Source organism: Thioclava sp. GXIMD2076 (genome assembly GCF_037949795.1).
GTDB lineage: Bacteria > Pseudomonadota > Alphaproteobacteria > Rhodobacterales > Rhodobacteraceae > Thioclava > Thioclava kandeliae.
Window position 1 is genome coordinate 903,098 of sequence record NZ_CP149932.1, and the last position, 23,696, is coordinate 926,793.

General features: G+C 60.8%; 21 protein-coding genes and 1 tRNA gene. 8 read left to right on the top strand and 14 right to left on the bottom strand.

From position 1 onward, the window contains the following. Nucleotides 1-18: 18 nt before the first annotated feature. The 4 genes from WDB91_RS04420 to WDB91_RS04435 form a co-directional block, all read right to left on the bottom strand. On the bottom strand, nucleotides 19-726 hold the full coding sequence (locus WDB91_RS04420; protein ID WP_339113944.1) for a hypothetical protein: 708 nt from the start codon (nucleotides 724-726) through the stop codon (nucleotides 19-21). A gap of 73 nt (nucleotides 727-799) precedes the next feature. Beyond that, nucleotides 800-2,233, bottom strand: a complete 1,434-nt coding sequence (locus tag WDB91_RS04425; protein WP_339113945.1) for an NAD(P)-dependent oxidoreductase — start codon at nucleotides 2,231-2,233, stop codon at nucleotides 800-802. A 154-nt stretch (nucleotides 2,234-2,387) separates the two neighbouring features. Continuing rightward, nucleotides 2,388-3,188, bottom strand: coding sequence for an undecaprenyl-diphosphate phosphatase (locus WDB91_RS04430; RefSeq protein ID WP_339113946.1), 801 nt, complete (start codon nucleotides 3,186-3,188; stop codon nucleotides 2,388-2,390). A 4-nt stretch (nucleotides 3,189-3,192) separates the two neighbouring features. Beyond that, nucleotides 3,193-4,176 (bottom strand): complex I NDUFA9 subunit family protein, encoded by a 984-nt coding sequence (locus WDB91_RS04435; protein WP_339113947.1) that lies wholly within the window; start codon nucleotides 4,174-4,176, stop codon nucleotides 3,193-3,195. A 182-nt stretch (nucleotides 4,177-4,358) separates the two neighbouring features. Between WDB91_RS04435 and WDB91_RS04440 the strand changes: the two genes are divergently transcribed. Continuing rightward, nucleotides 4,359-4,443 (top strand) — tRNA-Leu (locus tag WDB91_RS04440). Nucleotides 4,444-4,608: 165 nt separating this feature from the next. Continuing rightward, on the top strand, nucleotides 4,609-6,390 hold the full coding sequence (locus WDB91_RS04445; protein ID WP_339114448.1) for an ABC transporter transmembrane domain-containing protein: 1,782 nt from the start codon (nucleotides 4,609-4,611) through the stop codon (nucleotides 6,388-6,390). 125 nt (nucleotides 6,391-6,515) lie between these two features. Here the strand turns inward: WDB91_RS04445 and WDB91_RS04450 are convergent, their stop codons facing one another. The 4 genes from WDB91_RS04450 to WDB91_RS04465 all read right to left on the bottom strand — a co-directional run bounded on the left by WDB91_RS04450 (nucleotide 6,516) and on the right by WDB91_RS04465 (nucleotide 9,581). Further along, the gene (locus WDB91_RS04450) at nucleotides 6,516-6,644 is read right to left on the bottom strand and encodes a hypothetical protein (protein WP_339113948.1); all 129 of its coding nucleotides are present in this window, start codon (nucleotides 6,642-6,644) and stop codon (nucleotides 6,516-6,518) included. A gap of 230 nt (nucleotides 6,645-6,874) precedes the next feature. Next, a complete protein-coding gene (gene mutT, locus WDB91_RS04455; RefSeq protein WP_339113949.1) occupies nucleotides 6,875-7,279 on the bottom strand; it encodes an 8-oxo-dGTP diphosphatase MutT in 405 nt (134 codons plus the stop codon). Next, nucleotides 7,276-8,640: a bifunctional glutamate N-acetyltransferase/amino-acid acetyltransferase ArgJ gene (gene argJ / locus WDB91_RS04460; protein WP_339113950.1), complete on the bottom strand. Its 1,365-nt coding sequence runs from the start codon at nucleotides 8,638-8,640 to the stop codon at nucleotides 7,276-7,278. Before argJ ends, mutT begins: the two co-directional genes overlap by 4 nt. 26 nt (nucleotides 8,641-8,666) lie before the next feature. Continuing rightward, a complete protein-coding gene (locus tag WDB91_RS04465; protein ID WP_339113951.1) occupies nucleotides 8,667-9,581 on the bottom strand; it encodes a peptidylprolyl isomerase in 915 nt (304 codons plus the stop codon). A gap of 181 nt (nucleotides 9,582-9,762) precedes the next feature. On the opposite strand from WDB91_RS04465, the gene secA reads away from it, so the two are divergent. Together secA and WDB91_RS04475 are read left to right on the top strand one after the other, a co-directional pair. Next, nucleotides 9,763-12,477, top strand: a complete 2,715-nt coding sequence (gene secA / locus WDB91_RS04470; RefSeq protein WP_339113952.1) for a preprotein translocase subunit SecA — start codon at nucleotides 9,763-9,765, stop codon at nucleotides 12,475-12,477. Nucleotides 12,478-12,647: 170 nt separating this feature from the next. Beyond that, complete coding sequence (locus tag WDB91_RS04475) at nucleotides 12,648-13,586, top strand: hypothetical protein (protein WP_339113953.1); 939 nt, start codon at nucleotides 12,648-12,650, stop codon at nucleotides 13,584-13,586. Nucleotides 13,587-13,611: 25 nt separating this feature from the next. On the opposite strand, the gene radC is transcribed toward WDB91_RS04475, so the two are convergent. Then, nucleotides 13,612-14,403 carry a DNA repair protein RadC gene (gene radC, locus WDB91_RS04480; RefSeq protein ID WP_339113954.1) on the bottom strand — a complete coding sequence of 264 codons (792 nt, stop codon included), beginning with the start codon at nucleotides 14,401-14,403 and terminating at the stop codon, nucleotides 13,612-13,614. Nucleotides 14,404-14,534: 131 nt separating this feature from the next. On the opposite strand from radC, the gene WDB91_RS04485 reads away from it, so the two are divergent. Continuing rightward, complete coding sequence (locus WDB91_RS04485; RefSeq protein WP_339113955.1) at nucleotides 14,535-15,341, top strand: hypothetical protein; 807 nt, start codon at nucleotides 14,535-14,537, stop codon at nucleotides 15,339-15,341. Between the two features lie 27 nt (nucleotides 15,342-15,368). Here WDB91_RS04485 and dnaJ read toward each other — a convergent pair whose 3' ends face one another. Next, complete coding sequence (gene dnaJ, locus WDB91_RS04490) at nucleotides 15,369-16,526, bottom strand: molecular chaperone DnaJ (protein WP_339113956.1); 1,158 nt, start codon at nucleotides 16,524-16,526, stop codon at nucleotides 15,369-15,371. A gap of 74 nt (nucleotides 16,527-16,600) precedes the next feature. Then, entirely contained in the window at nucleotides 16,601-18,526 is a 1,926-nt protein-coding gene (gene dnaK / locus WDB91_RS04495) for a molecular chaperone DnaK (protein ID WP_339113957.1), read from the bottom strand. 153 nt (nucleotides 18,527-18,679) lie between these two features. Between dnaK and WDB91_RS04500 the strand changes: the two genes are divergently transcribed. After that, nucleotides 18,680-19,396, top strand: coding sequence for an alpha-ketoglutarate-dependent dioxygenase AlkB (locus WDB91_RS04500; RefSeq protein ID WP_339113958.1), 717 nt, complete (start codon nucleotides 18,680-18,682; stop codon nucleotides 19,394-19,396). Here WDB91_RS04500 and WDB91_RS04505 read toward each other — a convergent pair. Both WDB91_RS04505 and mutY read right to left on the bottom strand, forming a co-directional pair. Beyond that, entirely contained in the window at nucleotides 19,374-20,516 is a 1,143-nt protein-coding gene (locus WDB91_RS04505; RefSeq protein ID WP_339113959.1) for an alkane 1-monooxygenase, read from the bottom strand. The genes WDB91_RS04500 and WDB91_RS04505 overlap by 23 nt on opposite strands. Before the next feature lie 71 nt (nucleotides 20,517-20,587). Further along, nucleotides 20,588-21,631: an A/G-specific adenine glycosylase gene (mutY, locus tag WDB91_RS04510; protein WP_339113960.1), complete on the bottom strand. Its 1,044-nt coding sequence runs from the start codon at nucleotides 21,629-21,631 to the stop codon at nucleotides 20,588-20,590. A 152-nt stretch (nucleotides 21,632-21,783) separates the two neighbouring features. On the opposite strand from mutY, the gene WDB91_RS04515 reads away from it, so the two are divergent. Both WDB91_RS04515 and WDB91_RS04520 read left to right on the top strand, forming a co-directional pair. Next, nucleotides 21,784-22,302 (top strand): DUF721 domain-containing protein, encoded by a 519-nt coding sequence (locus WDB91_RS04515; protein WP_339114449.1) that lies wholly within the window; start codon nucleotides 21,784-21,786, stop codon nucleotides 22,300-22,302. Between the two features lie 3 nt (nucleotides 22,303-22,305). After that, nucleotides 22,306-22,980, top strand: coding sequence for a DsbA family protein (locus WDB91_RS04520; protein ID WP_339113961.1), 675 nt, complete (start codon nucleotides 22,306-22,308; stop codon nucleotides 22,978-22,980). A 99-nt stretch (nucleotides 22,981-23,079) separates the two neighbouring features. On the opposite strand, the gene leuD is transcribed toward WDB91_RS04520, so the two are convergent. After that, nucleotides 23,080-23,685: a 3-isopropylmalate dehydratase small subunit gene (gene leuD / locus WDB91_RS04525; protein WP_339113962.1), complete on the bottom strand. Its 606-nt coding sequence runs from the start codon at nucleotides 23,683-23,685 to the stop codon at nucleotides 23,080-23,082. Nucleotides 23,686-23,696: the final 11 nt, after the last annotated feature.

Consider the following 23,696-nt stretch of genomic DNA (forward strand, 5'->3'; position numbering starts at 1 on the left):
CGTTTGGGGCTGCGCCGGTCAGTACAAATCTTCGGGGCGCAGCGCCGTCATCATCATGTCGCAGTCAAAGAGCGGCTTAGCCGCGCCGAAGCCCTCATCGCCCTTGCGGGAAAAGGTGACCGGCGCATCATTGGTCTCTATGTTGTCGCCTTGCGGGTTCTGGAAGCTCTCGCGCCCCGAGAAGAAGACGCGCAGATCGCGGTCGATATACTGGATGCCGGAGCGGCGGGCGATCACATTGCCCTCGCCGTCCTGCGTCTCCAGCGTGAAATCGGCGCGTTCCATACTCTTGCCGTCGATCGTCACCGTCTCGCCGGTCAGCCAGTCGCGGCCGATCTGGCGGCGGGTCTCGCCGAAATTGTTCCGCGTGACGAAGTCGTAATCATCCTCGCCCGTTTCCAGAAGCGCGCTGAAAGAAGCGTTGTCTTTCGATGCAGCTTCATCCAGCTCGGCGATTTCCCCGCTTTCGAGGCTGATCGAGCGGAGCCAGCGGGTCTCGTGATCGATCAGCGACAGGAAATATTCGCCCTCGCCATCGGCATAGGAGATCCAGCGATCGCCCTCGGCGTCCCCCGCGCAGTGATAGAGATTGGCGACCTGACAGCTATGCATCTGAACCGTCAGATCCAGCGTGCAGTTCTCAGGCACGGCGAACGTATCGTCCGCCGATTGGGCCTGAGCGCTGGCGCCGCTCATCAGAAGTGCAAAAACTGCCACCCATTTCATGGGTCCGGTCCTTTCCGTCTCTTCGCGCCGGTCCCTCTGGTTTGCTTTAAGGAACCGGCCTGCGTGGATAGGGTTACTCGGCGGCGACGGCCGTCACGCCATCGAGGTAGCGGATGATCTCGGCACCGGCCTCGCGGCCGTCACGGATCGCCCAGACCACCAGCGAGGCCCCGCGCACGATATCGCCTACTGCGTAAACGCCGGGGATATTGGTCGCATGGGTGCCGAACTCGGCCTTGACGGTCCCCCAACGGGTCACTTCAAGCTCTTTGGTGTCCCATTGGTCCTGCAGGTCTTCCGGCTCGAAACCGAGGGCCTTGATGACCAGATCGGCTTTCTCCTCGTAGATCCCGCCCTCGATCGGCTCGGGCGACTGACGGCCCGAAGCATCGGGCTGGCCCAGCTTCATCTTCTGGATGGTGATCGAGGAGACCGGATTGCCGCTGAAGCCTTTCGGCGCTGCCAGCCAAACGAATTCCGCGCCTTCTTCCTCGGCGTTCTGCACTTCGCGCTGCGAGCCGGGCATATTGGCACGGTCACGGCGGTAGAGACATTTGACCGAGGTCGCGCCCTGACGGATGGCGGTGCGCACGCAGTCCATCGCGGTGTCGCCACCACCGATGACCACGACATTCTTGCCCGCCGCGTTCAGCGTGCCATCCTCGAACTCGGCAACCTCGTCGCCGAAGGAGAGCTTGTTCGAGCAGGTCAGATAGTCGATGGCGCGCACGATACCGGAGGCATCCGAACCCGGATCACGCAGATCGCGGGTCTTGTAGACGCCGGTTGCGATCAGGACCGCATCATGCTTGCCGCGGATCGCGTCAAAGGTGATGTCGGTGCCGACGTTGCAGTTCAGCACGAACTCGACGCCCGCTTCCTCGAGCTGGGTCACGCGGCGCATGACGATATCCTTCTCCAGCTTGAAGCCGGGGATACCGTAGGTCAGCAGCCCGCCTGCGCGGTCGTGACGGTCATAGACAGTGACCTTGCAGCCCGCACGGCGCAGCACATCCGCCGCCGCCAGGCCACCGGGGCCCGCGCCGATGATGCCAATGCTCTCTTCGCGCTCTTTCTTCGGTTTGATCGAGGGGACCCAACCGTTCTCGAAGGCGGTGTCGGTGATGTATTTCTCGACCGAGCCGATGGTCACGGTGCCGTGGCCAGATTGCTCGATGACGCAATTTCCTTCGCACAGACGGTCCTGCGGGCAAATGCGGCCGCAGATTTCGGGGAAGGTATTGGTCGCCTGAGAAATCTGGTAGGCTTCCTCCAGACGGCCCTCCGCCGTCAGGCGCAGCCAGTCGGGAATGTTGTTATGCAGCGGGCAATGTGTATGGCAATAAGGCACACCACATTGCGAACAGCGCCCTGCCTGCTCGGCAGCTTTCTGTTCGGCATATTCCGCGTAGATTTCGTTGAAGTCCTGGGCGCGTTGCTTTGCATCGCGCTTCGCCGGCATTTCCTTTGCCGTCGAGACGAACTTCAGCATGCGTTGCTTGGCCATGGCTAGCGCCTCCCTAGCGTTTCTTTGGGACTTTGCTACACGCTCGGGAAAGGCATTAAAAGTAAGAGGTGCTGACCTAAATATAGCTTTTTTTCGGATTTACGCAGTTTCGTGAGAAAAATTGCTCCAAAATAGGTCAGCTATTAATACCTATCTAGCGGAGAAGCCCGAAATAGCCAAAGATCGCAAGGCCGACAAGGATGCGCCAATAGCCGAAAACCGCGTAGCCGTGACGGGAAATGAAGTCGAGCAGGTGGCGCACGACGATCACTGCCGAGATAAAGGCCATAACGAAGCCGATCACGATCAGCATCATGTCGTCAGCGTTCAGCACATCGTAGTTCTTGTAAAGGTCATAGGCGAAGGCACCTGCCATAGTGGGCATGGACAGGAAAAAGCTGAATTCGGCCGCCGCGCGTTTCGAGACCCCCATCAACATGGCGCCGACGATGGTCGAACCCGACCGCGATGTGCCCGGGATCATTGCCAGACACTGGATGAAACCAATCGCAAGGGCCTTACCCAGCGGGATCTTCATGGCGTCATCATGTTTGGGATGCAGATCCATCTTGTCGATAACGATCAGGATAATCCCGCCCAGAACGAGTGTGGTGGCGATGATAAGCGGCGAATCGAAGAGCACGCGCTTGATGAAATCATGTGCCGCGATCCCGATAAATACAGCGGGCAGGAAGGCCAGCAGCACCGAGAAGATAAACCGTCTTGCCTGCGGATCATGCGGGGCGGAGGAGAACACCTCGTAGAGCTTCTTGGCATAGACGCCCAGAATCGCGAGGATTGCGCCCAGCTGGATCACCACTTCAAAGGCATGGCCGGTGGAGTGGAAGCCGAGCATCTCGCCCACGATCAGCACATGGCCGGTGGACGAGACGGGAAGGAACTCTGTGAGACCCTCTACAAATCCAAGTATCGCGGCGGAGAGGGTATCATTCATCAGATCAGGACCGTTTTAGATTTTTGGCAGAAGCTTGGATATCTTCATACTGCCCATGCGGGCGGAAGCGCCAGAGGTAACCCGGCATGATCGCTCCCATTGCCATAGGTGTGATGCCGAGTTGAGCAAAGCCCCGCGCATCTGCCGAAACGATGTTGTCTTTCTTGAGGTTTTTCACCTGATCTCGGGTCAGGAGCGTGTTGTTGAAGAGCCCGCCGGTCGCGCCCTGCAACCCATCGAAGACGCTGGCCATCAGCGAGGCTAGACCGAAGGGCATATTGAAGATCGCGCGCTTACGGTTGATGACGCCCAGCATGGTTTTCATCAGCTCGGTGAGGCTTGCCTGATCGGGGCCGCCCAGCTCGAACGTGCCCTTGGCCTTGCCCTCGACGCCCATGACAGCGGCGGCGGCCACATCATCCACCCAGACCGGCTGGAATTTCGAGCCCCCACCGGTGATCGGCAGGACCGGAGTGAAGCGGCTCATCGCGGCAAATTTGTTGAAGAACCCGTCTTCGGTGCCAAACAGGACCGAGGGGCGCAGGATCATCGCATCGGGGAAGTGCTGCAGTATTCCCGCCTCACCCTTGGCCTTGGAGCGCGCATAGGCGCTGGCCGAATTGGCATCGGCACCGATGGCCGATAGATGGACCATGGTCTTCACGCCCAGCTCGGCGGCGATGCGGGCGATTCGCTCCGCGCCATCGGCCTGCACGGCGTCGAAACCATTCTTGCCGGCGACATTCAGGATACCTACGCAGTTCACAACCGCATCCGCCCCCATCATGGCCATGCGCACAGAGGCGTCATCACGGATATTGCAGAACACGGGCTCGACCTGACCGACCGCGCCATAGGGTTTGGTGAAAAGCGCCTCGTTCGGACGGCGAACGGCGATCCGGATGCGCCAGCCATCCTTCGCAAGCCGGCGGGCGATATAACGCCCCACAAAACCGGAACCACCATAGATCGTGACAAGTTTCGACATCGGCTGGGCCTCCCCCTTGCAGATTTTCCCTTCCTGATTACCGATTTACACCCCTCCGGACAAGAGGCCAGCGGCAATGCAAATTTTCTACGACAAAAATGAAAATTTCCTATTGACGGTTTCGGGCGCTCCCCGTAGAAGGCCCTCACACCAGCTGAGCTGCCTCGCAGCAAGGTCGGAACGCCCAGATGGCGGAATTGGTAGACGCGCACGGTTCAGGTCCGTGTGCCGCAAGGCGTGGAGGTTCGAGTCCTCTTCTGGGCACCAATTTCAAAAAGCCGCGGATCGCAAGATCTGCGGCTTTTGACTTTTGGGCCGCCCGAACGTCCCCCTTCGGCTTCACAGTCCCGCAACCTTCCCCCCAAATTGTTATTCGAGCCTTGTCTGCAAGGGGTTCCCTGCCTAAACCGCGGGTAAACCGCAGGAGGCCTTATAGTGCGAAGATCCAAGACGAGTACCGAAGATCGCCCGACCACCAAGAAGATCGGTGCGCTGAAAGGCCTCTGGCCATTCCTGCGACCCTATCGCGGCCTTGCGCTGTGTGCGCTCCTCGCGCTGGTGCTGACCGCTTCCGTTTCGCTGATCCTGCCGATTGCGGTCCGCCGCGTGGTGGACGGGTTCAATAGCGGTGCGGCGCTTCTTGACCAGTATTTCGGTGCGGCGCTGGTAATCACGGCGCTTCTCGCGATAGGGACGGGCGCGCGCTATTATCTTGTAACGCGCTTCGGTGAACGGGTCGTGGCCGATATCCGCATGGCGGTGTTCGATCGTGTGATTTCCATGTCGCCCGCCTTCTACGAGCGAATCCTCACTGGCGAGATCATCTCGCGTATCACGACCGATACCACGCTGATCCTGTCGGTGATCGGATCCTCCGTCTCGGTGGCACTGCGCAATTTCATGATCTTTGCAGGCGGGATGGTGATGCTACTGGTGACCTCGGCCAAGCTCACGGGGCTGGTGCTGCTGATCGTGCCGGCGGTGATCGTGCCGATCGTGGTTCTGGGGCGCCGTCTGCGCGGCCTCTCGCGCGAGAATCAGGACTGGATCGCCAGTTCCTCCGGTTCGGCCTCCGAGGCGCTCCTGTCGGCGCAGACCATCCAGGCCTTTACCCATGAGGTCCGCACCCGCCTGCGCTTCCGCGATGTAACGGAAAAGAGCTACAGCGCCGCCAATCGCCGGATCCGCACGCGCTCGCTGATGACGATGATTGTCATCTTCCTGATCTTTTCTGGCGTAGTGGGTGTGCTGTGGATCGGCGCGCGGGATGTGCGCAATGGCCTGATGTCGGTGGGCGAGCTGGTGCAGTTCGTTATCTATGCGGTGATGGTCGCGGGCTCTGTCGGCGCTCTGTCGGAGATCTGGAGCGAGCTGCAGCGTGCGGCAGGGGCGACCGAGCGTCTGATCGAACTGCTGCAGACCAAGGACACGATCGAGGATCCGGCCCAGCCGATGGCTCTGCCGCGTCCGGCGAAGGGGGCGATCAGCTTCACCGATGTCAGCTTCCATTACCCCTCGCGTCCCGACACTTCGGCATTGGATCATGTGACACTCGATATCGCCGCCGGTGAAACCGTGGCGCTTGTCGGGCCTTCGGGCGCAGGCAAGACCACGATTATCCAGCTGATCCAGCGATTCTGGGACCCGGAGACGGGGCGCGTCAGCATCGACGGGATCGATCTGCGCCAGATGGCCCGGCCCGATTTCCGTCAGGCGATTGCGCTGGTCCCTCAGGATCCGGTGATCTTTGCCGCCTCTGCCCGCGAGAATATCCGCTTCGGTCGCCCTGATGCCTCCGATGCTGAGGTGGAGGCCGCCGCCGAGGCGGCCCACGCGCTCGATTTCCTGCAGGCTTTGCCCGAGGGGCTCGATACCTATGTGGGCGAACGCGGTGTGATGCTGTCGGGCGGACAGAAACAGCGGGTGGCCATTGCGCGTGCCATGTTGCGTGATGCGCCGATCCTGCTGCTCGACGAGGCGACCTCGGCGCTTGATGCTTCCTCCGAGCGTGCGGTGCAGTCCGCGGTCGAGAAGCTCTCGCAGGACCGCACCACCATTATTATCGCGCACCGCCTGGCGACGGTGAAGAAGGCCGACCGGATTGTGGTCTTCGATCAGGGCCGGATCGTGGCACAGGGCACCCATGAGAGCCTCGTGGCCGAAGGCGGGCTCTATGCCGAGCTCGCGCGTCTGCAATTCACCGAAGGGGAGTGAGCCTCCCGTCCCTTACGCATAAAAAAAGAGGCCCCGTGGGGCCTCTTTTTCTTACCTTCTGACCTTTCAAGGCATCGACCGGACCGGCACGCCCTCCCCTGCGCGCCGTGGGACGCCTCTGGCGATCAGCGGGTAACCGGACGTCCGGTATAGAGTTCCTCACCAACGCGGACGGTGATTTTGCCGTCTGCAAGTTTGCTGTGGTAGATGCCCTGGATCGAAACCGAGCTGCCAACGGTGATAGTGCGAAGCATAGGGACCTCCCTTACAAGGTGCTACGGATCCTGATTAATCCGATATCTTTATAAAACAGGATTGTCATAAAATTGCAAAGAAAAAAGGCGCGGATGGGTGAATTATTTCTTAATCGTGGGCAGTTTTGAAACTTTGTCGACAATCGCGCGGCGAAACTGCCTATATTGCCGCCATTGAATGTGAAGGGCGCCCAGTTAGGGCGCCCAAAACACGAATCAAGAAGTTTTTCCTACAGCCAGTCCCGCAGCATCGGGATCAGCGGAATGTCGGCGGGCGGCATCGGATAGGTGGTCAGATCCTTGGCCTGCGCCCATTCCAGCGTCTGTCCCTCGCGCGGGGAGGGGATGCCCTCCCATTTGCGGCAGGCAAAGAGCGGCATCAGCAGATGGAAGTCGTCATAGCTGTGGCTGGCGAATGTCAGTGGTGCAAGGCAGCTCGCCCACGTATCGATGCCAAGCTCTTCCTTCAGCTCGCGGATCAGGCAGGCCTCGGGCGTCTCGCCCGGCTCGACCTTGCCCCCCGGAAACTCCCACAGACCCGCCATCGACTTGCCTTCGGGGCGCTGTGCCAGAAGCACGCGCCCGTCGGCATCGATCAGGGCGACGGCCGAGACGAGGATGATCTTCTTCGTCACGAACGGTAATCCGCGTTGATGTCGATATAGCGGTGGGTCAGATCACAGGTCCATACGGTCTTCGACGCCTCGCCTAGACCCAGATCCACGCCGATCACCAGCTCGGACTGTTTCATATAGGCCGATGTTTCCTCTTCGGAATATTCGGGATTGCGCCAGCCCTTTTCGGCCACCACGATATCGCCGAAGCGGATGGTCAGCAGGTCGCGCTCGGCATAGGCGCCGGATTTACCGACAGCCGCCACGATCCGGCCCCAGTTGGCATCCTCGCCCGCAATCGCGGTTTTCACCAGCGGCGAGTTGGCGATGGACATGGCGATGGTATGGGCATCGGCGGGGGTCTGTGCGCCGGTTACCTGCACTTCGACGAATTTGGTGGCGCCCTCGCCATCCATCACAACCTGTTTGGCCAGATCGGTCATCACGGCGCGCAGAGCTTTCTCGAAGGCGATCGAGGCGTCGGTGCCCTCGATCAGTTCGGCTGCAGGCGATTTGCCGGTCGCGGCAAGGATCAGCGCATCCGAGGTCGAGGTGTCGCTATCGACAGTGATCGCGTTGAACGTATCATCCACCTGCCACGACAGCAGTTTTTGCAGCAGCGCGGGGGCGATGGTCGCATCGGTGAAGATATAGACCAGCATCGTCGCCATATTCGGCGCGATCATCCCCGAGCCCTTGGCGATACCGGCGATCTTGATCTCGCCGCCTTCGCCTACGATGGTCGCGCATGCGCCTTTGGGGAAGGTGTCGGTGGTCATGATGGCGCGGGCCGCGTCGGAGATCGAGGCGGGGCTGAGTTTGGCCTTCAGCTCGCCCAGAACATTGGTGATCCGGTCATGCGGCAGCGGCTCGCCGATTACACCCGTCGAGGAGGTGAACACGCGCGAGGCGGGAAGATCCAGCGTCTCGGCCACTTTGCCCGAGATCGCATCGACCGAGGCCTGACCATTGGCGCCGGTAAAGGCGTTGGCATTGCCCGAGTTCACCAGAATGGCCGCGCCCTGATCGGAAGCCGGAGTGCCCGCAAGCTTGGCCTGATTGTCCAGCACACAGGCCGCACGGGTCGAGGATTTGGTGAACACACCCGCAATCGCGGAACCTGGGCAAATCTCGGCCAGCATCACATCGGTGCGGCCTGCATATTTGACGCCCGCTGCGGCAGATGCGAAGCGGACGCCCTCGATTTCGGGCAGGTCGGGGAAGGATGCCGGTGCAAAGGGCGAAATCAGCGAGACCTTCGCCGGAGCGATTTCGGCCTCGACCGCGCTGGCCTTCAGCTTCTTCTTGAGCTTCGTGACCTTGCTTTCAAGCTTGTCCACGCGCTTTGCGTAGCGCTTGATCGTCTTTTTCTTACCAGGCATATGCCATCCCCTTCCAGGTTTCGGCCTTATTGACCGAACAACTTATCGTTCTTCAGGATAGCAGGATCAATATCGTCGTCCATCCGCTTCACATCTGCGGCATCAACCGTGTCTTTCACGCGGCTCTCGACAGCTTTCTGGCGCAGATCGCCTTCAAGTTCGTCGCGGACATCTGCAAGTTTCGGCGCATCGGCGATACGCGATCCCTCACGTTTGATGATGTGCCAGCCATATTGCGTCTGGACGGGTTCGGAGATCTGTCCATCCTTCATATCGGCCACGGCCGCGCCGAAGGGTTCGACCATCTGGTCGAGAGAGAACCATCCCAGATCGCCGCCATTGGCCGCCGCACCATCTTGGCTATTGGCTTTGGCGAGTTCGGCGAAGTCGGCACCGTCATCGAGCTGCTTCTTCAGCTCTTCGGCCTTTTCCTTGGTCGGCACGATGATATGGGCCGCGTGATATTCCGTCACCGGATCGGCGGCCTTGTATTTGGCATCATAGGCCTTTTGCACGGCATCGTCGGAAACGGCACGATTTGCACTATATTCCAGCATGGAACCCGCCAGATAGGCGCGGCGCTGCACTTCCAGTGCCACATCATCACGCTTGGTCTTGCGGCCTTCGCCCAGCTCGGAAAGCGCGGTCTGCTGCACCAGTTGATCAAGGATCCCCTTGAACAGCGTCGCATCATCCATCTGCAGATATTGCGCGGGCAGGCTGTCGCGGACGATCTGCATCTGGCCCACGGTAATGTCCTTGCCATTCACGGTGGCGACCACCGTATCGGCGTTCACATCCTTGCGGTAATCTTTCTTGGCAGGCGTGGATGCTGCTGTATCGGCCGCCGGCGCTGAGGGCGTGCTGTCTTGCGCATACGCACCGGCAGCCATCATCGCGACCACTGCAGCGGTTCCCAAAAGTTTCGTCAGTTTCGGCATCTTGGCCACTCCTTCATTGCCGCGTTTGTCCGCGGCGTTGACACTCTGACAGTCGACCCTTACATCGCCAAGGGTCAAAAAGGCTATCCGAGCCCTTTCTCACATGCTTCTTAGGGGGCGCCAGAAAGCGCGGCAAGGGTAGCTCCACACACGATTTGGTCAGTCCAATTGCGGAGAAGTCATGCTCGGGCTCGGAACACTCGCGAAAAAGGTTTTCGGCACGCCGAATGACCGCAAGGTAAAATCCGTTCGTCCGCTTGTGGCGAAAATCAACGCGCTCGAGGAAGAGTTCGCGGCTCTGACCGATGAGGGTCTCATCGGGAAGACGCGCGAATTCCAGAAGCGGGTGCAGGAGCAGGGCGAGAGCCTTGACGACCTGCTGCCCGAAGCTTTTGCCAACTGCCGCGAGGGTGCGCGCCGTGCACTCGGCCTGCGTGCTTTCGATGTCCAGCTGATGGCGGGGATCTTCCTGCATCAGGGCCAGATCGCCGAAATGAAGACCGGTGAGGGCAAGACGCTCATGGCGACTTTCCCCGTCTATCTCAATGCGCTGGCCGGTAAGGGCGTGCATGTGGTGACGGTGAACGATTATCTCGCGCGTCGTGACGCGGAGTGGATGTCGAAGGTCTATGGCGCGCTGGGTCTGACCACCGGCGTCGTCGTGCCTTTCCAGCCCGATGCCGAGAAAAAGGCCGCCTATCAGGCCGATATCACCTATGCGACCAATAACGAGCTGGGCTTCGACTATCTTCGTGACAACATGAAGAACTCGGTCGAGGAAATGGCGCAGCGCGGTCATTTCTTCGCCATCGTGGACGAGGTCGACTCGATCCTGATCGACGAGGCCCGCACGCCGCTGATCATTTCGGGTCCTTCCGAAGACCGTTCGGACCTCTATATCAAGCTCAACGCCTATATCCCCGAGCTGACCGAAGAGCATTACTCGATTGACGAGAAGGCCCGCAACGCGACCTTCACCGAGGAGGGGAACGAATTCCTCGAGCGTCGTCTGCAGGAAGACGGTATCCTCCCCGAGGGCCAGTCGCTCTACGACCCCGAGTCTACCACTATCGTTCACCATGCCACGCAGGCGATGCGCGCGCATAAGCTGTTCAACAAAGACGATAATTACGTAGTGGCCAATGGCGAGATCGTGTTGATCGACGAACATACCGGCCGCGCCATGAAGGGCCGCCGCCTGTCGGACGGTCTGCATCAGGCGATCGAGGCGAAAGAGGGCGTGACGGTCCAGCCCGAGAACGTGACGCTGGCTTCGGTGACGTTCCAGAACTACTTCCGTCTTTACGAGAAACTGGGTGGCATGACCGGTACGGCCTCAACCGAGGCCGAGGAATTTGCCGAGATCTACAAGCTGGGCGTGGTCGAGGTTCCGACCAACCGTCCCGTGCAGCGGATTGACGAGCATGACCGTGTCTACCGCACTGCTATCGAGAAATATCAGGCGGTGATCGAGGCGATCCGCGAGGCCAATGCCAAGGGCCAGCCGATCCTCGTGGGCACCACCTCCATCGAGAAATCCGAGATGCTCTCGCAGCTGCTGACGCAGGCCGGCATCCAGCACAACGTTCTCAACGCTCGCCAGCACGAGCAGGAAGCCCAGATCGTGGGTGACGCTGGCCGTCTGGGTGCAGTGACCATCGCCACCAACATGGCCGGTCGCGGGACCGATATCCAGCTCGGCGGCAACGTCGAAATGCGCGTGCAGGAGGCGCTGAGCCAGGATCCCGAAGCCGATCCCGAAGAGGTCCGCGCCCGTATCGAGGCCGCGACCGCGGAGGAGAAACAGAAAGTGCTCGAGGCCGGTGGTCTCTTCGTTCTGGCCACTGAACGCCACGAGTCGCGCCGGATCGACAACCAGTTGCGTGGCCGTTCGGGCCGTCAGGGTGATCCGGGCCGCTCTCTGTTCTTCCTGTCGCTGGAAGATGACCTGATGCGCATCTTCGGTTCGGACAAGCTGGAGAACGTTCTGTCCAAGCTCGGCATGAAAGAGGGCGAGGCGATCATCCACCCGTGGGTGAACAAATCGCTCGAGCGTGCGCAGGCGAAGGTCGAGGGCCGCAACTTCGACATCCGCAAACAGCTGCTGAAGTTCGACGATGTGATGAACGATCAGCGGAAGGCGATCTTCAATCAGCGCCGCGAGATCATGGATAGCGACGAGGTGGGAGAGATCGCGGCCGATATGCGCCATCAGGTCCTCGATGACCTGGTCGACCAATATCTGCCGCCGAAATCCTATGCTGATCAGTGGGATATCGAGGGCTTCTCGGCCGCGATCCTCGAGCATCTCAACCTGACCCTGCCGCTGGCAGACTGGGCGCAGGAAGAGGGCGTGGATCAGGAAGTTATGCTGGAGCGGATCGAGGAAGCCTCGGACGCCTATATGGCCGAAAAGGAAGCCGCCTTCGGCCCCGACGTCATGCGCACCATCGAGAAGCAGGTCCTGCTGCAGACCGTTGATGCCAAATGGCGCGAGCATCTGGTGAAACTCGAGCATCTGCGTTCGGTGATCGGTTTCCGTGGCTATGCGCAGCGCGATCCGCTGTCGGAATACAAGACCGAGAGCTTCCAGCTGTTCGAGGCCCTTCTCGAAGGTCTGCGCCTCGATGTGACCCAGCGTCTGAGCCAGATCCGTCCGCTGACGGAAGAGGAGCGCGAGGCGCTTCAGGCCCAGATGTATAACGCCCGCAATGACGAGCCCGAAGAGCCCGAGCCGCAAACGGTGTCCGAAGAGCTTCCGCGGGTCGAGATCGGTGGCATCGCGAAAGAAGGCTTCGACGAGAACGATCCCTCGACCTGGGGCGAGCCGGGCCGCAACGATCCGTGCCCCTGCGGGTCGGGTTTGAAATTCAAGCATTGCCACGGCAAGCTCTGAATTCACTGGATACAAGCGGAGAGAGGGTGGCAATTTTGCCGCCCTCTTTTCATTTGCGCCATGCTCCCGCCATATCCGTGCCTTTCAGAGAACGCGTTTTGGTTATATCTTGTTAAGTAAGCATTAAGCGCCAAAGAGCGGATGGCCAAAGAGCGAGCAGGCAGAGCGAGATGAAACAGAAGATGCGCGAGATTTCGTTGATTCTGGGCACCGGTATAACAGCCGTGGCTTGCAGCCAGTTCATGCAGCATGCCGACCAGATCTTTGCCCAGCTGGGCGTTTCCACCGCCGATGCAGCCGTGCCCCATATCGCGCGTCCCGTCAGTGACGGGCATCTGGCCAGCGCTCTGGGCACGCGGCCCGTTCTGACGATGGCACCCACGCGGACGCCGGTCTCCGATCTCCCTCTGCCGGAGATGCCGGAGGATCGGATCTACTCGGCCAGTTTCTCGGGGGAGGGCGGTCTTGACCAACCCGCCCAAGCGCGTCTGCAGCTTGCGCAGGCAACCAGCTGCGCGGCGCCTGTTCTCAAGCTCGAGCCCTCGGAAAACGGTATGATTTCGGTGGAGTATACCGACGCCTGCAATGGGGGTGTCGTGGCCAGCCTGACCCAGCCCGGCCTGCAATTCGACGTAAAACTGGACGCGCAGGGCCAGTGGCGCGGGCTTGTGCCTGCGATGCTGGCTCAGACCCGTCTGACGGTGGCCAGCGCGGGGGGCGTGGCCTCGGCGGGGGTCGAGCAGCCCGAGGCGGAGGACTGGAACCGTGTGGTCCTGTCATGGGCGCGTCCCGTTGCCATGCATCTTTCTGCCAGGAAGGGCGATACGGAGGGCACTCCGGATGGGTATGTCACGCGGTTTTCCGCGGTCGGGGATGGCCAGCAGGCGGAGGTCTATTCGACCCGTCTTGCGCTTGGCGAGACCCGCCTGAGTGTGGATGCGCCGGTCACCGGCGAGAGCTGCGGCCAGACACTCGAAGGCGGTATCGCATGGGCGGACCGGAGCAAGCTACATCCGGTCACAGCCGTCAATCTCATGATGCCCGAATGCGACCAGCAGGGCGGTTCGGTGGTCATGGATCTTCCGGATCTGAGCAAGGCCGGCCAGTAAGATAGGCCTGTAACCGGAGTCCCGCTTACAGAAAGCCTTCCGCGCGGAAGCTCAGCTCGCGGCTTTTGCCGATGATCAGATGGTCGTGCAGCACGATCCCCAGAACACCTGCCGCACGATTGATCTGGTCGGTCATCGAGATATCGGCCTCCGAGGGCGTCGGGTCGCCCGAAGGGTGGTTATGCACCAGAATGAGCGCCGAGGCATTCAGCTCCAGCGCCCGTTTCACGACCTCGCGCGGGTAGACCGGGACATGATCGACCGTTCCGCGCGACTGCTCCTCATCGGCGACCAGCGTATTCTTGCGGTCCAGATAGAGCACGCGGAACTGTTCGGTCTCGCGATGGGCCATCGCGGTGTGGCAGTAATCCAGCAGCGCATCCCATGAGGAGAGCACCGGCTGGTGCATCACCTTGGCGCGGGCCAGCCGATGGGCTGCGGCCTCGACCACCTTCAGTTCGATAATGACCGCCTCGCCAACGCCCTCGATCTCTGCAAGCCGCGAGGGCGGGGCTGCCAGCACCCGTCCGAAATCGCCGAAAGCCTGCATAAGCCGATGCGCCAGAGGTTTCACATCCTGCCGCGGGATCGCGCGGAACAGCACCAGCTCCAGCATCTCGTAATCGGGCAGGGCCTGCGCCCCCCCTTCCATGAAACGTGTGCGCAACCGCTTGCGGTGATCCTTGATATAGGAGGGCAGGCGCACCGATTGGCGCCCCTCCGGCGCTCGCCCTGCGGGGTGCGGTGGGATGGCCTCATCGGGATGGCCGAATAGCGGCATCGGGGCTTCGTTGAAGTGGCGGGGCGACTGTTTCATAGCTCCAGAATGCCGTGCGTATGGTGAACAAATCCTTAACCCGTTCACCATCTTCGAACTCTGCTTGCCATTCCTTACACATTCTTCACCACAAACCGCGATCATGGCAGCGGGGTGTAAGGAGCGGTGTGATGATCGGTCTCTATTCGGGTGTTGGAACCCATATTCGCGGCTACCAGACGCAGTCTGGCCGCGTGCAGGACGTGGCTGTCGTCACGCTCTCCGAATCGTCGGTGCGGACGCCCGAGATCACGGTGGCGGAGTCTAAGCTCGCTCGCCCTGTTTCGGCCTCCGAGATGGAACTGGACCTGATGACGAATATCCGCAGCCAGCTGCAATCCGAGATCTCCTCGGCGCAGGCGATGCTGGAGGGCGATAGCGAGGCCGTGCTGACCAAGGAGGCACAGAAAGTCTGGGACAAGGGTGGAGCCGAAGCACTGTCCGCCTATGTCGGGACGCTGCAGCAGGCTGATACCATTCTCGGAAGCCAGCAAGATTTCCGCACCGCGATGCTGGAAGCCGAAACCGAGGCCGAGACACAGAGCCTGATCGATCAGGCTTTGGGCGACCGCGCGGAGCAGATGATCGATGCCAGCCAGAGCAAGGCCGAATGGGGGCGCCAGCGCGCGCTTCTACGCCTGTTCGCCATGACGGGGCAGGATACCGAAGCCGCTATGGCCTTCCTCGAGAAGGGCAAGGAAATGGCGCGGGCGGGTCAGAAAGCCGCGCGTGTGGCCGACATGAAGGACCAGATCGCCAGTGGCGAGCTGAATGTATCGGTGACAACCGAAACCGCTTGGTCGCATGAGGCGGTGGGTGTCGAGAAGGTCGAGAGCAAGAACCAGACCTCGATGGTCTACACCAAAGAGCATTACCAGACCGTCTCTGCCTTCGCGCTCTCTTCCGGCTTGTCAGGAAGCTATTCCCGCAGCTATTGAAAAAGCCGCCCCGAGGGGCGGCTTTTCTTATCCGGTCATCCCGTCCCAGAAGCTTTTCACCTTCCGGAAGAAGGACGCCCCTTGCGGGTTGTTCTCTGCCTCGATCTTCTCGAACTCACGCAGAATTTCCTTCTGGCGCGTGGTCAGGTTGACCGGCGTTTCAACCGCCAGTTCGATCAGCATATCACCGACCGCGCCACCGCGCAGTGCGGGCATCCCCTTGGCGCGCAGCCGCATCTGCCGACCCGATTGGCTGCCTGCGGGAATTTTCACCCGCGAGCGACCGCCGTCGATTGTCGGCACCTCGACTTCGCCGCCCAAAGCCGCGCTGGCCATGGAAACGGGGATCTGACAGAAGAGTGTCGATCCGTCGCGCTGGAACAGCTCGTGTTCCTTGACCTCGATGAAGATATAAAGATCTCCGGACGGCCCGCCGCGTAGACCTGCCTCGCCCTCACCGGCCAGACGGATCCGCGTGCCGGTCTCGACCCCCGCAGGGATATTGACCGAAAGCGTGCGGTCTTTCTCGATCCGGCCCGCGCCATGGCATTTGCGGCAGGGGTTTTTCACCACCTGACCTTGGCCGCCACAGGTGGGGCAGGTGCGTTCCACGGTGAAGAAACCGTTTTGTGCCCGGACCTTACCCATGCCACCGCAGGTGGGGCAAGTTTGCGGCTCGGCGCCGCCCTCGGCACCCGTGCCATGGCAGCTGTCGCAGCTCTCGGAACCCGGAACATTGATCTGTTTCTGGGCGCCCTTGAACGCCTCTTCCAGCGTCACACGCAGGTTATAGCGCAGATCCGAGCCGCGGGTTGCGCGCGAACGCCCGCCACCACCGGCACGACCACCGCCGCCACCCATGAAATCGCCAAAGAGATCCTCGAACACATCCGAGAAAGCGGAGGCGAAATCGCCCTGCTGGCCGTAGCCCGCACCGGGACGACCGCCACCCATGCCACCATCGAAGGCCGCATGGCCATAACGGTCATAGGCCGCTTTCTTCTCGGGGTCTTTCAGAACGTCATGCGCCTCGTTCACTTCCTTGAACATGGCTTCGGCGTTCGGATTATCCGAATTCCGGTCGGGGTGAAGCTCTTTCGCTTTCGTGCGATAGGCCTTCTTGATCTCTTCGGCCGAGGCACCTTTCTGGATGCCCAGAACCTCGTAGAAATCCTTTTTTGCCATTCTATAGCTCCCTTCGGAGAACATGAAAACGGGCCCGCCCTAGCAGCGGGCCCGTCCACATTGTTCCAAGCCGATCAGTTGCGCTTACGATCTTCGCCGAGATCCTCGAAATCAGCGTCGACGATGTCGTCATCGCTCGGCGAGCGATTGTCGTCTGCTTCTTCCGCGTCCTCTTCCGCCGAAGCCTTCTCCTGCTCGGCCTTGTAGATGGCCTCACCGAGTTTCATCGCAGCGTCCTGCAGGTTGGCGATCGCGCCCTTGATCTTGGCACCATCATCCGACTTGAGAGCTTCTTCCAGCGCGTTGGCCGCCAGCTCGATCACCTCGACGGTCGAACCATCGACCTTGTCGCCGTGATCCTCGAGCGATTTGCGGGTCGAGTGCAGCAGGCTCTCGCCTTGGTTGGTCGCCTCGACCAGTTCCTTGCGCTTTTTATCCGACTCAGCGTTTTCTTCCGCGTCACGCACCATGCGATCGATATCCTCGTCGGACAGGCCGCCCGATGCCTGGATGGTGATCTTTTGCTCTTTATTCGTGCCTTTGTCTTTGGCCGAAACAGAGACGATACCGTTGGCGTCGATATCGAAGGTCACTTCGATCTGCGGCATACCGCGCGGTGCCGGCGGGATATCCTCGAGATTGAACTGGCCGAGCATCTTGTTATCGGCAGCCATCTCGCGTTCACCCTGGAACACGCGGATCGTCACAGCGTTCTGATTGTCTTCCGCGGTCGAGAAGATCTGGGATTTCTTGGTCGGGATCGTCGTGTTGCGGTCGATCAGACGGGTGAACACGCCCCCCAGCGTTTCGATACCAAGCGACAGCGGGGTCACGTCCAGAAGAACAACGTCTTTCACATCGCCTTGCAGAACACCGGCCTGGATCGCCGCGCCAAGAGCCACAACCTCATCGGGGTTCACGCCTTTATGGGGCTCTTTCCCGAAGAATTTGGTCACTTCCTCAACGACTTTGGGCATACGGGTCATACCGCCGACCAGAACGACCTCGTCGATCTCGTCCTTGGAGATGCCTGCATCCTTCAGCGCTGCCTGACAGGGCTTGAGCGAGTTCTTGATCAGGTCGCCCACGAGGGTTTCCAGCTTCGAACGGGTCAGCTTCATGACCATGTGCAGCGGCGTGCCGGTTTTTGCGTCCATCGAGATGAAGGGCTGGTTGACCTCGGTCGACTGGCTCGACGACAGTTCGATCTTCGCTTTTTCAGCCGCTTCTTTCAGACGCTGCAGCGCCATCTTGTCTTTGGTCAGATCAACGCCGTGCTCTTTCTTGAACTCGTCGGCGAGGAAGTTGACAATGCGCATATCGAAGTCTTCACCGCCAAGGAACGTGTCCCCGTTGGTGGATTTCACTTCGAACAGACCGTCGTCGATTTCCAGAATGGTGATATCGAAGGTGCCGCCACCAAGGTCATAAACAGCGATGGTCTTGCTGTCTTTCTTGTCCAGACCATAGGCCAGTGCGGCGGCGGTCGGCTCGTTGATGATACGCAGAACCTCGAGGCCCGCGATCTTGCCGGCATCTTTGGTGGCCTGACGCTGAGCATCGTTGAAATAGGCCGGAACGGTGATGACGGCCTGCGTCACTTCCTCGCCCAGATAGGATTCAGCGGTCTCTTTCATCTTCTGCAGGGTCACGGCAGAAACCTGAGCGGGGGAGTATTTCTCACCCTTCACTTCGACCCATGCGTCGCCATTGCCACCGTCAACGATGGAATAGGGCACGAGATCCTTGTCCTTTTGCACTTCGGCATCGGTGGTCCGACGGCCGATCAGGCGTTTCACGGCAAAGATCGTGTTGGTGGGGTTGGTAACCGCTTGGCGCTTTGCCGGCTGGCCGACCAGACGTTCTTCGTCGGTATAGGCCACGATCGACGGCGTGGTGCGTGCGCCTTCGGAGTTTTCAACGACTTTCGGCTGTGCGCCGTCCATGATGGCGACGCAGGAGTTGGTGGTCCCGAGGTCAATCCCGATGACTTTACCCATATCAATACCTCTTCTTTTGGCGATGTCGGGAAACAGGTCCGTCAAGGCCCCTGCCTCCCATCCCAGGGTTTGCAGTTTTAGCTTCCGATAACATTGCACGACCTTTGGCGCGGGCTCTGCAATCGGCTTCGGAAGCTATATAAGGAGGGCAAAATGCTGCTGCAAGGTTTCGAGATGCCCGAAGATGACAAGAATCGAACAGATTTTTCGAACCCGCCTGCAAATCTCCCGCCTGACCCGTCTCTGGTGCGGCCCGAAGCGCGGGAGTTGCGTGGTTTTAGGGTCTATGAGGGCTGGCTCACGCCCGAAGAGCAGGCCGGATTGGTGACGGATCTGCGCGAAATCCTGCGCAAGGCCCCGCTTTTCTCGCCGGTTACGCCCTCGGGCGCGCAGATGTCGGTGCGCATGAGTTCGGCGGGGAATTTCGGCTGGATGTCGGATGCGAAAGGCTACCGCTATGCGCCGCACCACCCGCAAGGGAGCGCGTGGCCGCCGATCCCGCCTGTCCTTACGGCGCTTTGGGGCGCGTTGGTGCCGCAAGCCCGCCCGCCCGAGACCTGCCTGATCAACTATTACGGGCCGGAGGCGAAAATGGGCATGCATCAGGACCGCGACGAGGGCGATCTGAGCCAGCCGGTCGTGTCGGTCTCGCTGGGGGACGAGGCGCTCTTCCGCATCGGCAATCTGGAGCGCGGCGGCAAGACCGAAAGCCTCTGGCTACGCTCGGGCGATGTGGTGGTGATGGAGGGCGCGGCCCGCCTGCGTTATCACGGCGTGGACCGGATCGCAGCGGGCACCAGCCTGCTTCTCAAACAGCCCGGCCGGATCAATCTGACGATGCGCGTGGTCACACCGAGCCGCGTGGATTAGGGAAAAGCCCCATGTTATAGGGCGACCAATCCTCGATATCGGGGTAGAACTGCGACCGCCATGCCCGCACCCGCGGGTTCATCCGTCGCCGCCAGAGGGGGGGGAACATCGCCAGCGTGGTCATTGCCGGATAGCCCAAGGGAAGCTGCGGCGCTTCCGATTTGGCATAGGTCTGCAAAAGCGGGAAACGGCGGCTGGGCTTGTAATGATGGTCGGAATGGCGCTGCAGGTTGATCAGCAGCCAGTTCGAGGCAGTATGCGAGGCGTTCCAGCTGTGATGCGGTTGGACATGCTCGTATTTGCCCTCACCTAGATAGCGCCGTGTCAGCCCGTAATGCTCGATATAATTGGTCAGCTCCAGCTGCCAGATCGCAAAAATCGCCTGAAGTGCAAAGAGGATCACGCCAAAGATCCCGCCCACCATGAAGGCCAGCAGAAGTGCCGCCAGCTGCAGCCCCGCATAGCGCCAGAACGGGTTCGACAGATCCCAATGCGGGCGGCCCGCGCGGTCGAGCCGGCGGCATTCGGCCTCGAGCGCCGAGGTCGGACAGTCTTTCAACACGCGCAGGAAATAGCGGTGGAAGCCCTCGTTATAGCGCGCCGTCACCGCATCGCGCGGGGTGCCCACCCATGAATGATGGACCAGCAGATGCTCGCTGCGGAAATGCGAATAGAGCACCGAGGCCAGCAGCAGGTCGGCCAGCCAGCGTTCCACGGGGTCTTTCTGGTGCATCAGCTCATGCGCATAGACCATGCCGATCGTGCCCGAGATTACGCCTACCCCGAAGAAAAGCCCCACGATTTCAATAAGGTTCATCCCGCTGTCATGGGTCGCGAAATAGATCGTGCCATAGATCACGCAGAGCTGGAGCGGCAGCCATGCCATGGTGATCGCGCGATACCAGAACAGATCCTCCTCGGGCGTGTCCACATCCGGCTGGTCGGTATTCTTGCCAAGGATCTTGTCGAGAAGCGTCACCACCCACCACGCATAGAGCGGCAGTAGGATCAGCGTCCAGCCGCCGAACATCATCTCGATCAGTACCAGCGGAATCGTCCCCAGAGACAGCCAGAAAGGCAGGGCGCGTTCCGGCTGGGCCAGCTCTTCGCGTGTGGACATATCGGGCCTCCGTTATTCGCCGCCAGCATAGACATGATGGGCGCGGGGGTGCAATCGGGCTTGCGCGGCGGCTACTTGGCAGGAGCAGTCTGCGCCGCCTCCCAGACCTTTCGCATCAGCGTGGGCAGATCCTCGGGCGAGAACGCGTTATCGCCCAGCATCCCTTCCATATGGCCGGTTGCGCGATGAACGGTCAGAACCAGATGGAAATGGGTGAATGTATGGCGCACGTCGGTGGGGGCTTGCGTCCAGTCAGCCGTGACGGGGGGCGCGAAAGCGGGGAGCGTCTCGGCCCAGTCGCTGGTCGGAAAGCCCAGCGTGCCGCCCAGAAGCCCGCGATCGGGGCGGCGCTCGACCAGCACCTCGCCGGAGGGGCCAGTGAGCACATAGGCATGGCCCAAGCGTGTGGGCTTCACCTTTTTGGGCGCCTTGACCGGAAGGGTCGCGGCGATACCCTGCGCATGGCCCTCGCAGGCCGTATCGAGCGGACACAACGCACAGACCGGATTGCGCGGGGTGCAGATCGTAGCGCCCAGATCCATCATCGCTTGCGCATGATCGCCCGCACGGTGCGTGGGCGTAACCAACCCCGCCAGCCGTGCGATTTCAGGGCGTGTGCCGGGCAGCGGATCGGTCAGCGCGAAGACGCGCGAGATCACACGTTCCACGTTGCCATCCACCACGGTGGCGGGCTCGTCAAAGGCGATGGAGGCAATGGCCGCCGCTGTATAGGGGCCAATACCGGGCAATGCCTGCAACTCGCGTGCGGTCTGCGGGAACTCTCCGCCCAACTCGAACGCCACAACACGGGCGCATTTCAACAGGTTGCGCGCACGGGCATAATAGCCGAGCCCCGCCCAAGCCGCCATGACATCACCATCCTCCGCCTGCGCCAGATCGGTGACGGTCGGCCAGCGGGTGGTGAAGGCGCGGAAATAGTCGCGCACGGCGGCCACGGTGGTCTGTTGCAGCATCACCTCCGACAGCCAGACGCGATAGGGCGCGGTCCGCAGCCCCTTTGCATGGTCCGCAGGCCCTGTGCGCCATGGCAGAACGCGGGCATTTCGGTCATACCATGCCAGTAGGGCGGGGCTGATATCGGCTACGTCACGCAATATTTATGCTCTCTTATCGGCAAGTGGTTGGTATCGGGCCTCGGAGTGCCTAAAATAACAGTTGAACGCGAGATTGACAGATGGCCGCAAAGAAAACGACGACCAGCGATACGGGGAAAGCGAAACGGGGCAAAGGCTCCGGCTATAACCCTATGTCCTCGCGCCGGATGCGGGGGTTCGAATCCGCCTCCGGCCTGCTGAAAGACCGCATCCGCTCGGTGGGCGAGACGCGGGGCTTTGCCGTGACGCGGCTTCTGACCCATTGGTCCGAGATCGTGGGCGAGGAAATCGCCGCCCAGTGCCGCCCCGTGAAAATCGGCTATGCGCGGGATGGGATGGGGGCCACCCTGACCCTGCTGACGCTCGGCGCCGCGGGTCCGATGATGCAGATGGAGATCCCGCGGATCCGCGAGAAGGTGAATGCCTGCTATGGCTATAATGCGATCTCGCGGATCACACTGACCCAGACCGCGCCCACAGGCTTTGCCGATGGGCAGGCGCAGTTTACCGCAGCCCCCAAGGCGCGGCCCGAACCCACTCCCGAAATCCGTGCTCAGGCCCAAGCGACAGCGGCCGATTGCAAGGATCCGGGGCTCAAATCCGCGCTGGAGATGCTGGCGCAGAATGTGTTGATGAAGTCGGCCAAGCGGTCTGACCAGAAGAAAGGCTAACTTATGAACAGACGTTCCTTCCTGCTCGGGATTTCCGGTGCCGCCGTTGTGGCTGCATTGGGGGGCTGGATCAGCAGCCGCGGCCAGAGCGCCATGACCGGCTTTGCAACGCCTGCCGCCGCCGAAGATGCTGCTGACACGCCCAAGGCGGAAATCCTGCCCGATATCCCGATCGGTCAGGCAGATGCACCGGTGACGATCATCGAATATGCCTCCTTCACCTGCCCGCATTGCGCGCATTGGCACGAGACCTCGTGGGCGAAGCTGAAGAAGGAATATATCGACACCGGCAAGGTGCGTTTCATCATGCGCGAGGTCTATTTCGACAAGTTCGGCCTCTGGGCAGGGCTGCTGGCGCAATGCGGCGGCGAGATGAAATATTACGCCGTGGCGGATATGATCTTCGACGAGCAGAAAGACTGGATCGGCGACGGCCAGCAGGCCACGATTGCCGCCAACCTGCGCGCGCTGGGGCTTAAGGCCGGTCTGGACAAGGACGCGATCGAGAATTGCCTCAATGACCAGACCCGCGCCCGCAACATGGTTGCGACCTTCCAGAAACATGCCGAAGAAGACAAGGTGGATGGCACGCCGACCTTCTTCATCAATGGCAAGAAATATTCCAACATGGCTTGGGATGATTTCAAGAAAGCCGTGGATGAAGCACTTGGCGCCTGAGCGCTGTTTCATGTGAAGCAATGAAAAGGGCCGCCCCGAGAGGCGGCCCCTTTCATTTGGGATCGGCGGGGGGAAGCCCCCTGCCTGAGACCTGCCCGTTCAGACCCACGGGCGCGATTGCGCGGCCTGTGCCTCGAAGCTGTCGATGGCGGAGGCCTTGTTCAGTGTCAGGCCGATATCATCGAGGCCTTCCAGCAGGCAGTGCTTCTTGAAAGGATCGACGTCGAACTTGACCACGGTGCCTTCGGAGGTGGTGATCTCCTGCGCTTCGAGATCCACCGTCATGCGCGCATTGGCGCCTTTTTCCGCGTCTTTCATCAGCGTATCAACGGCGTCCTGCGGCAGCACAATCGGCAGCATCCCGTTCTTGAACGAGTTGTTGAAGAAGATATCGGCGAAGGAGGTCGAGATGACCACCTTGATGCCGAAATCCGCCAGCGCCCACGGCGCGTGCTCGCGCGAGGAACCGCAACCGAAATTGTCGCCCGCGATCAGGATCTGGCTCTCGCGATAGGCGGGTTTGTTGAGAATGAAATCGGGGTTCTCGCTGCCATCGCGGTTGTAGCGCATCTCGGCGAAGGCATGCACGCCGAGGCCGGTCCGTTTGATCGTCTTCAGGAAGCCCTTGGGGATGATCATATCGGTGTCGATATTGACCAGCGGCATGGGGGCGGCGATACCGGTAACTTTTTCGAATTTTTCCATTGTCGTCGCTC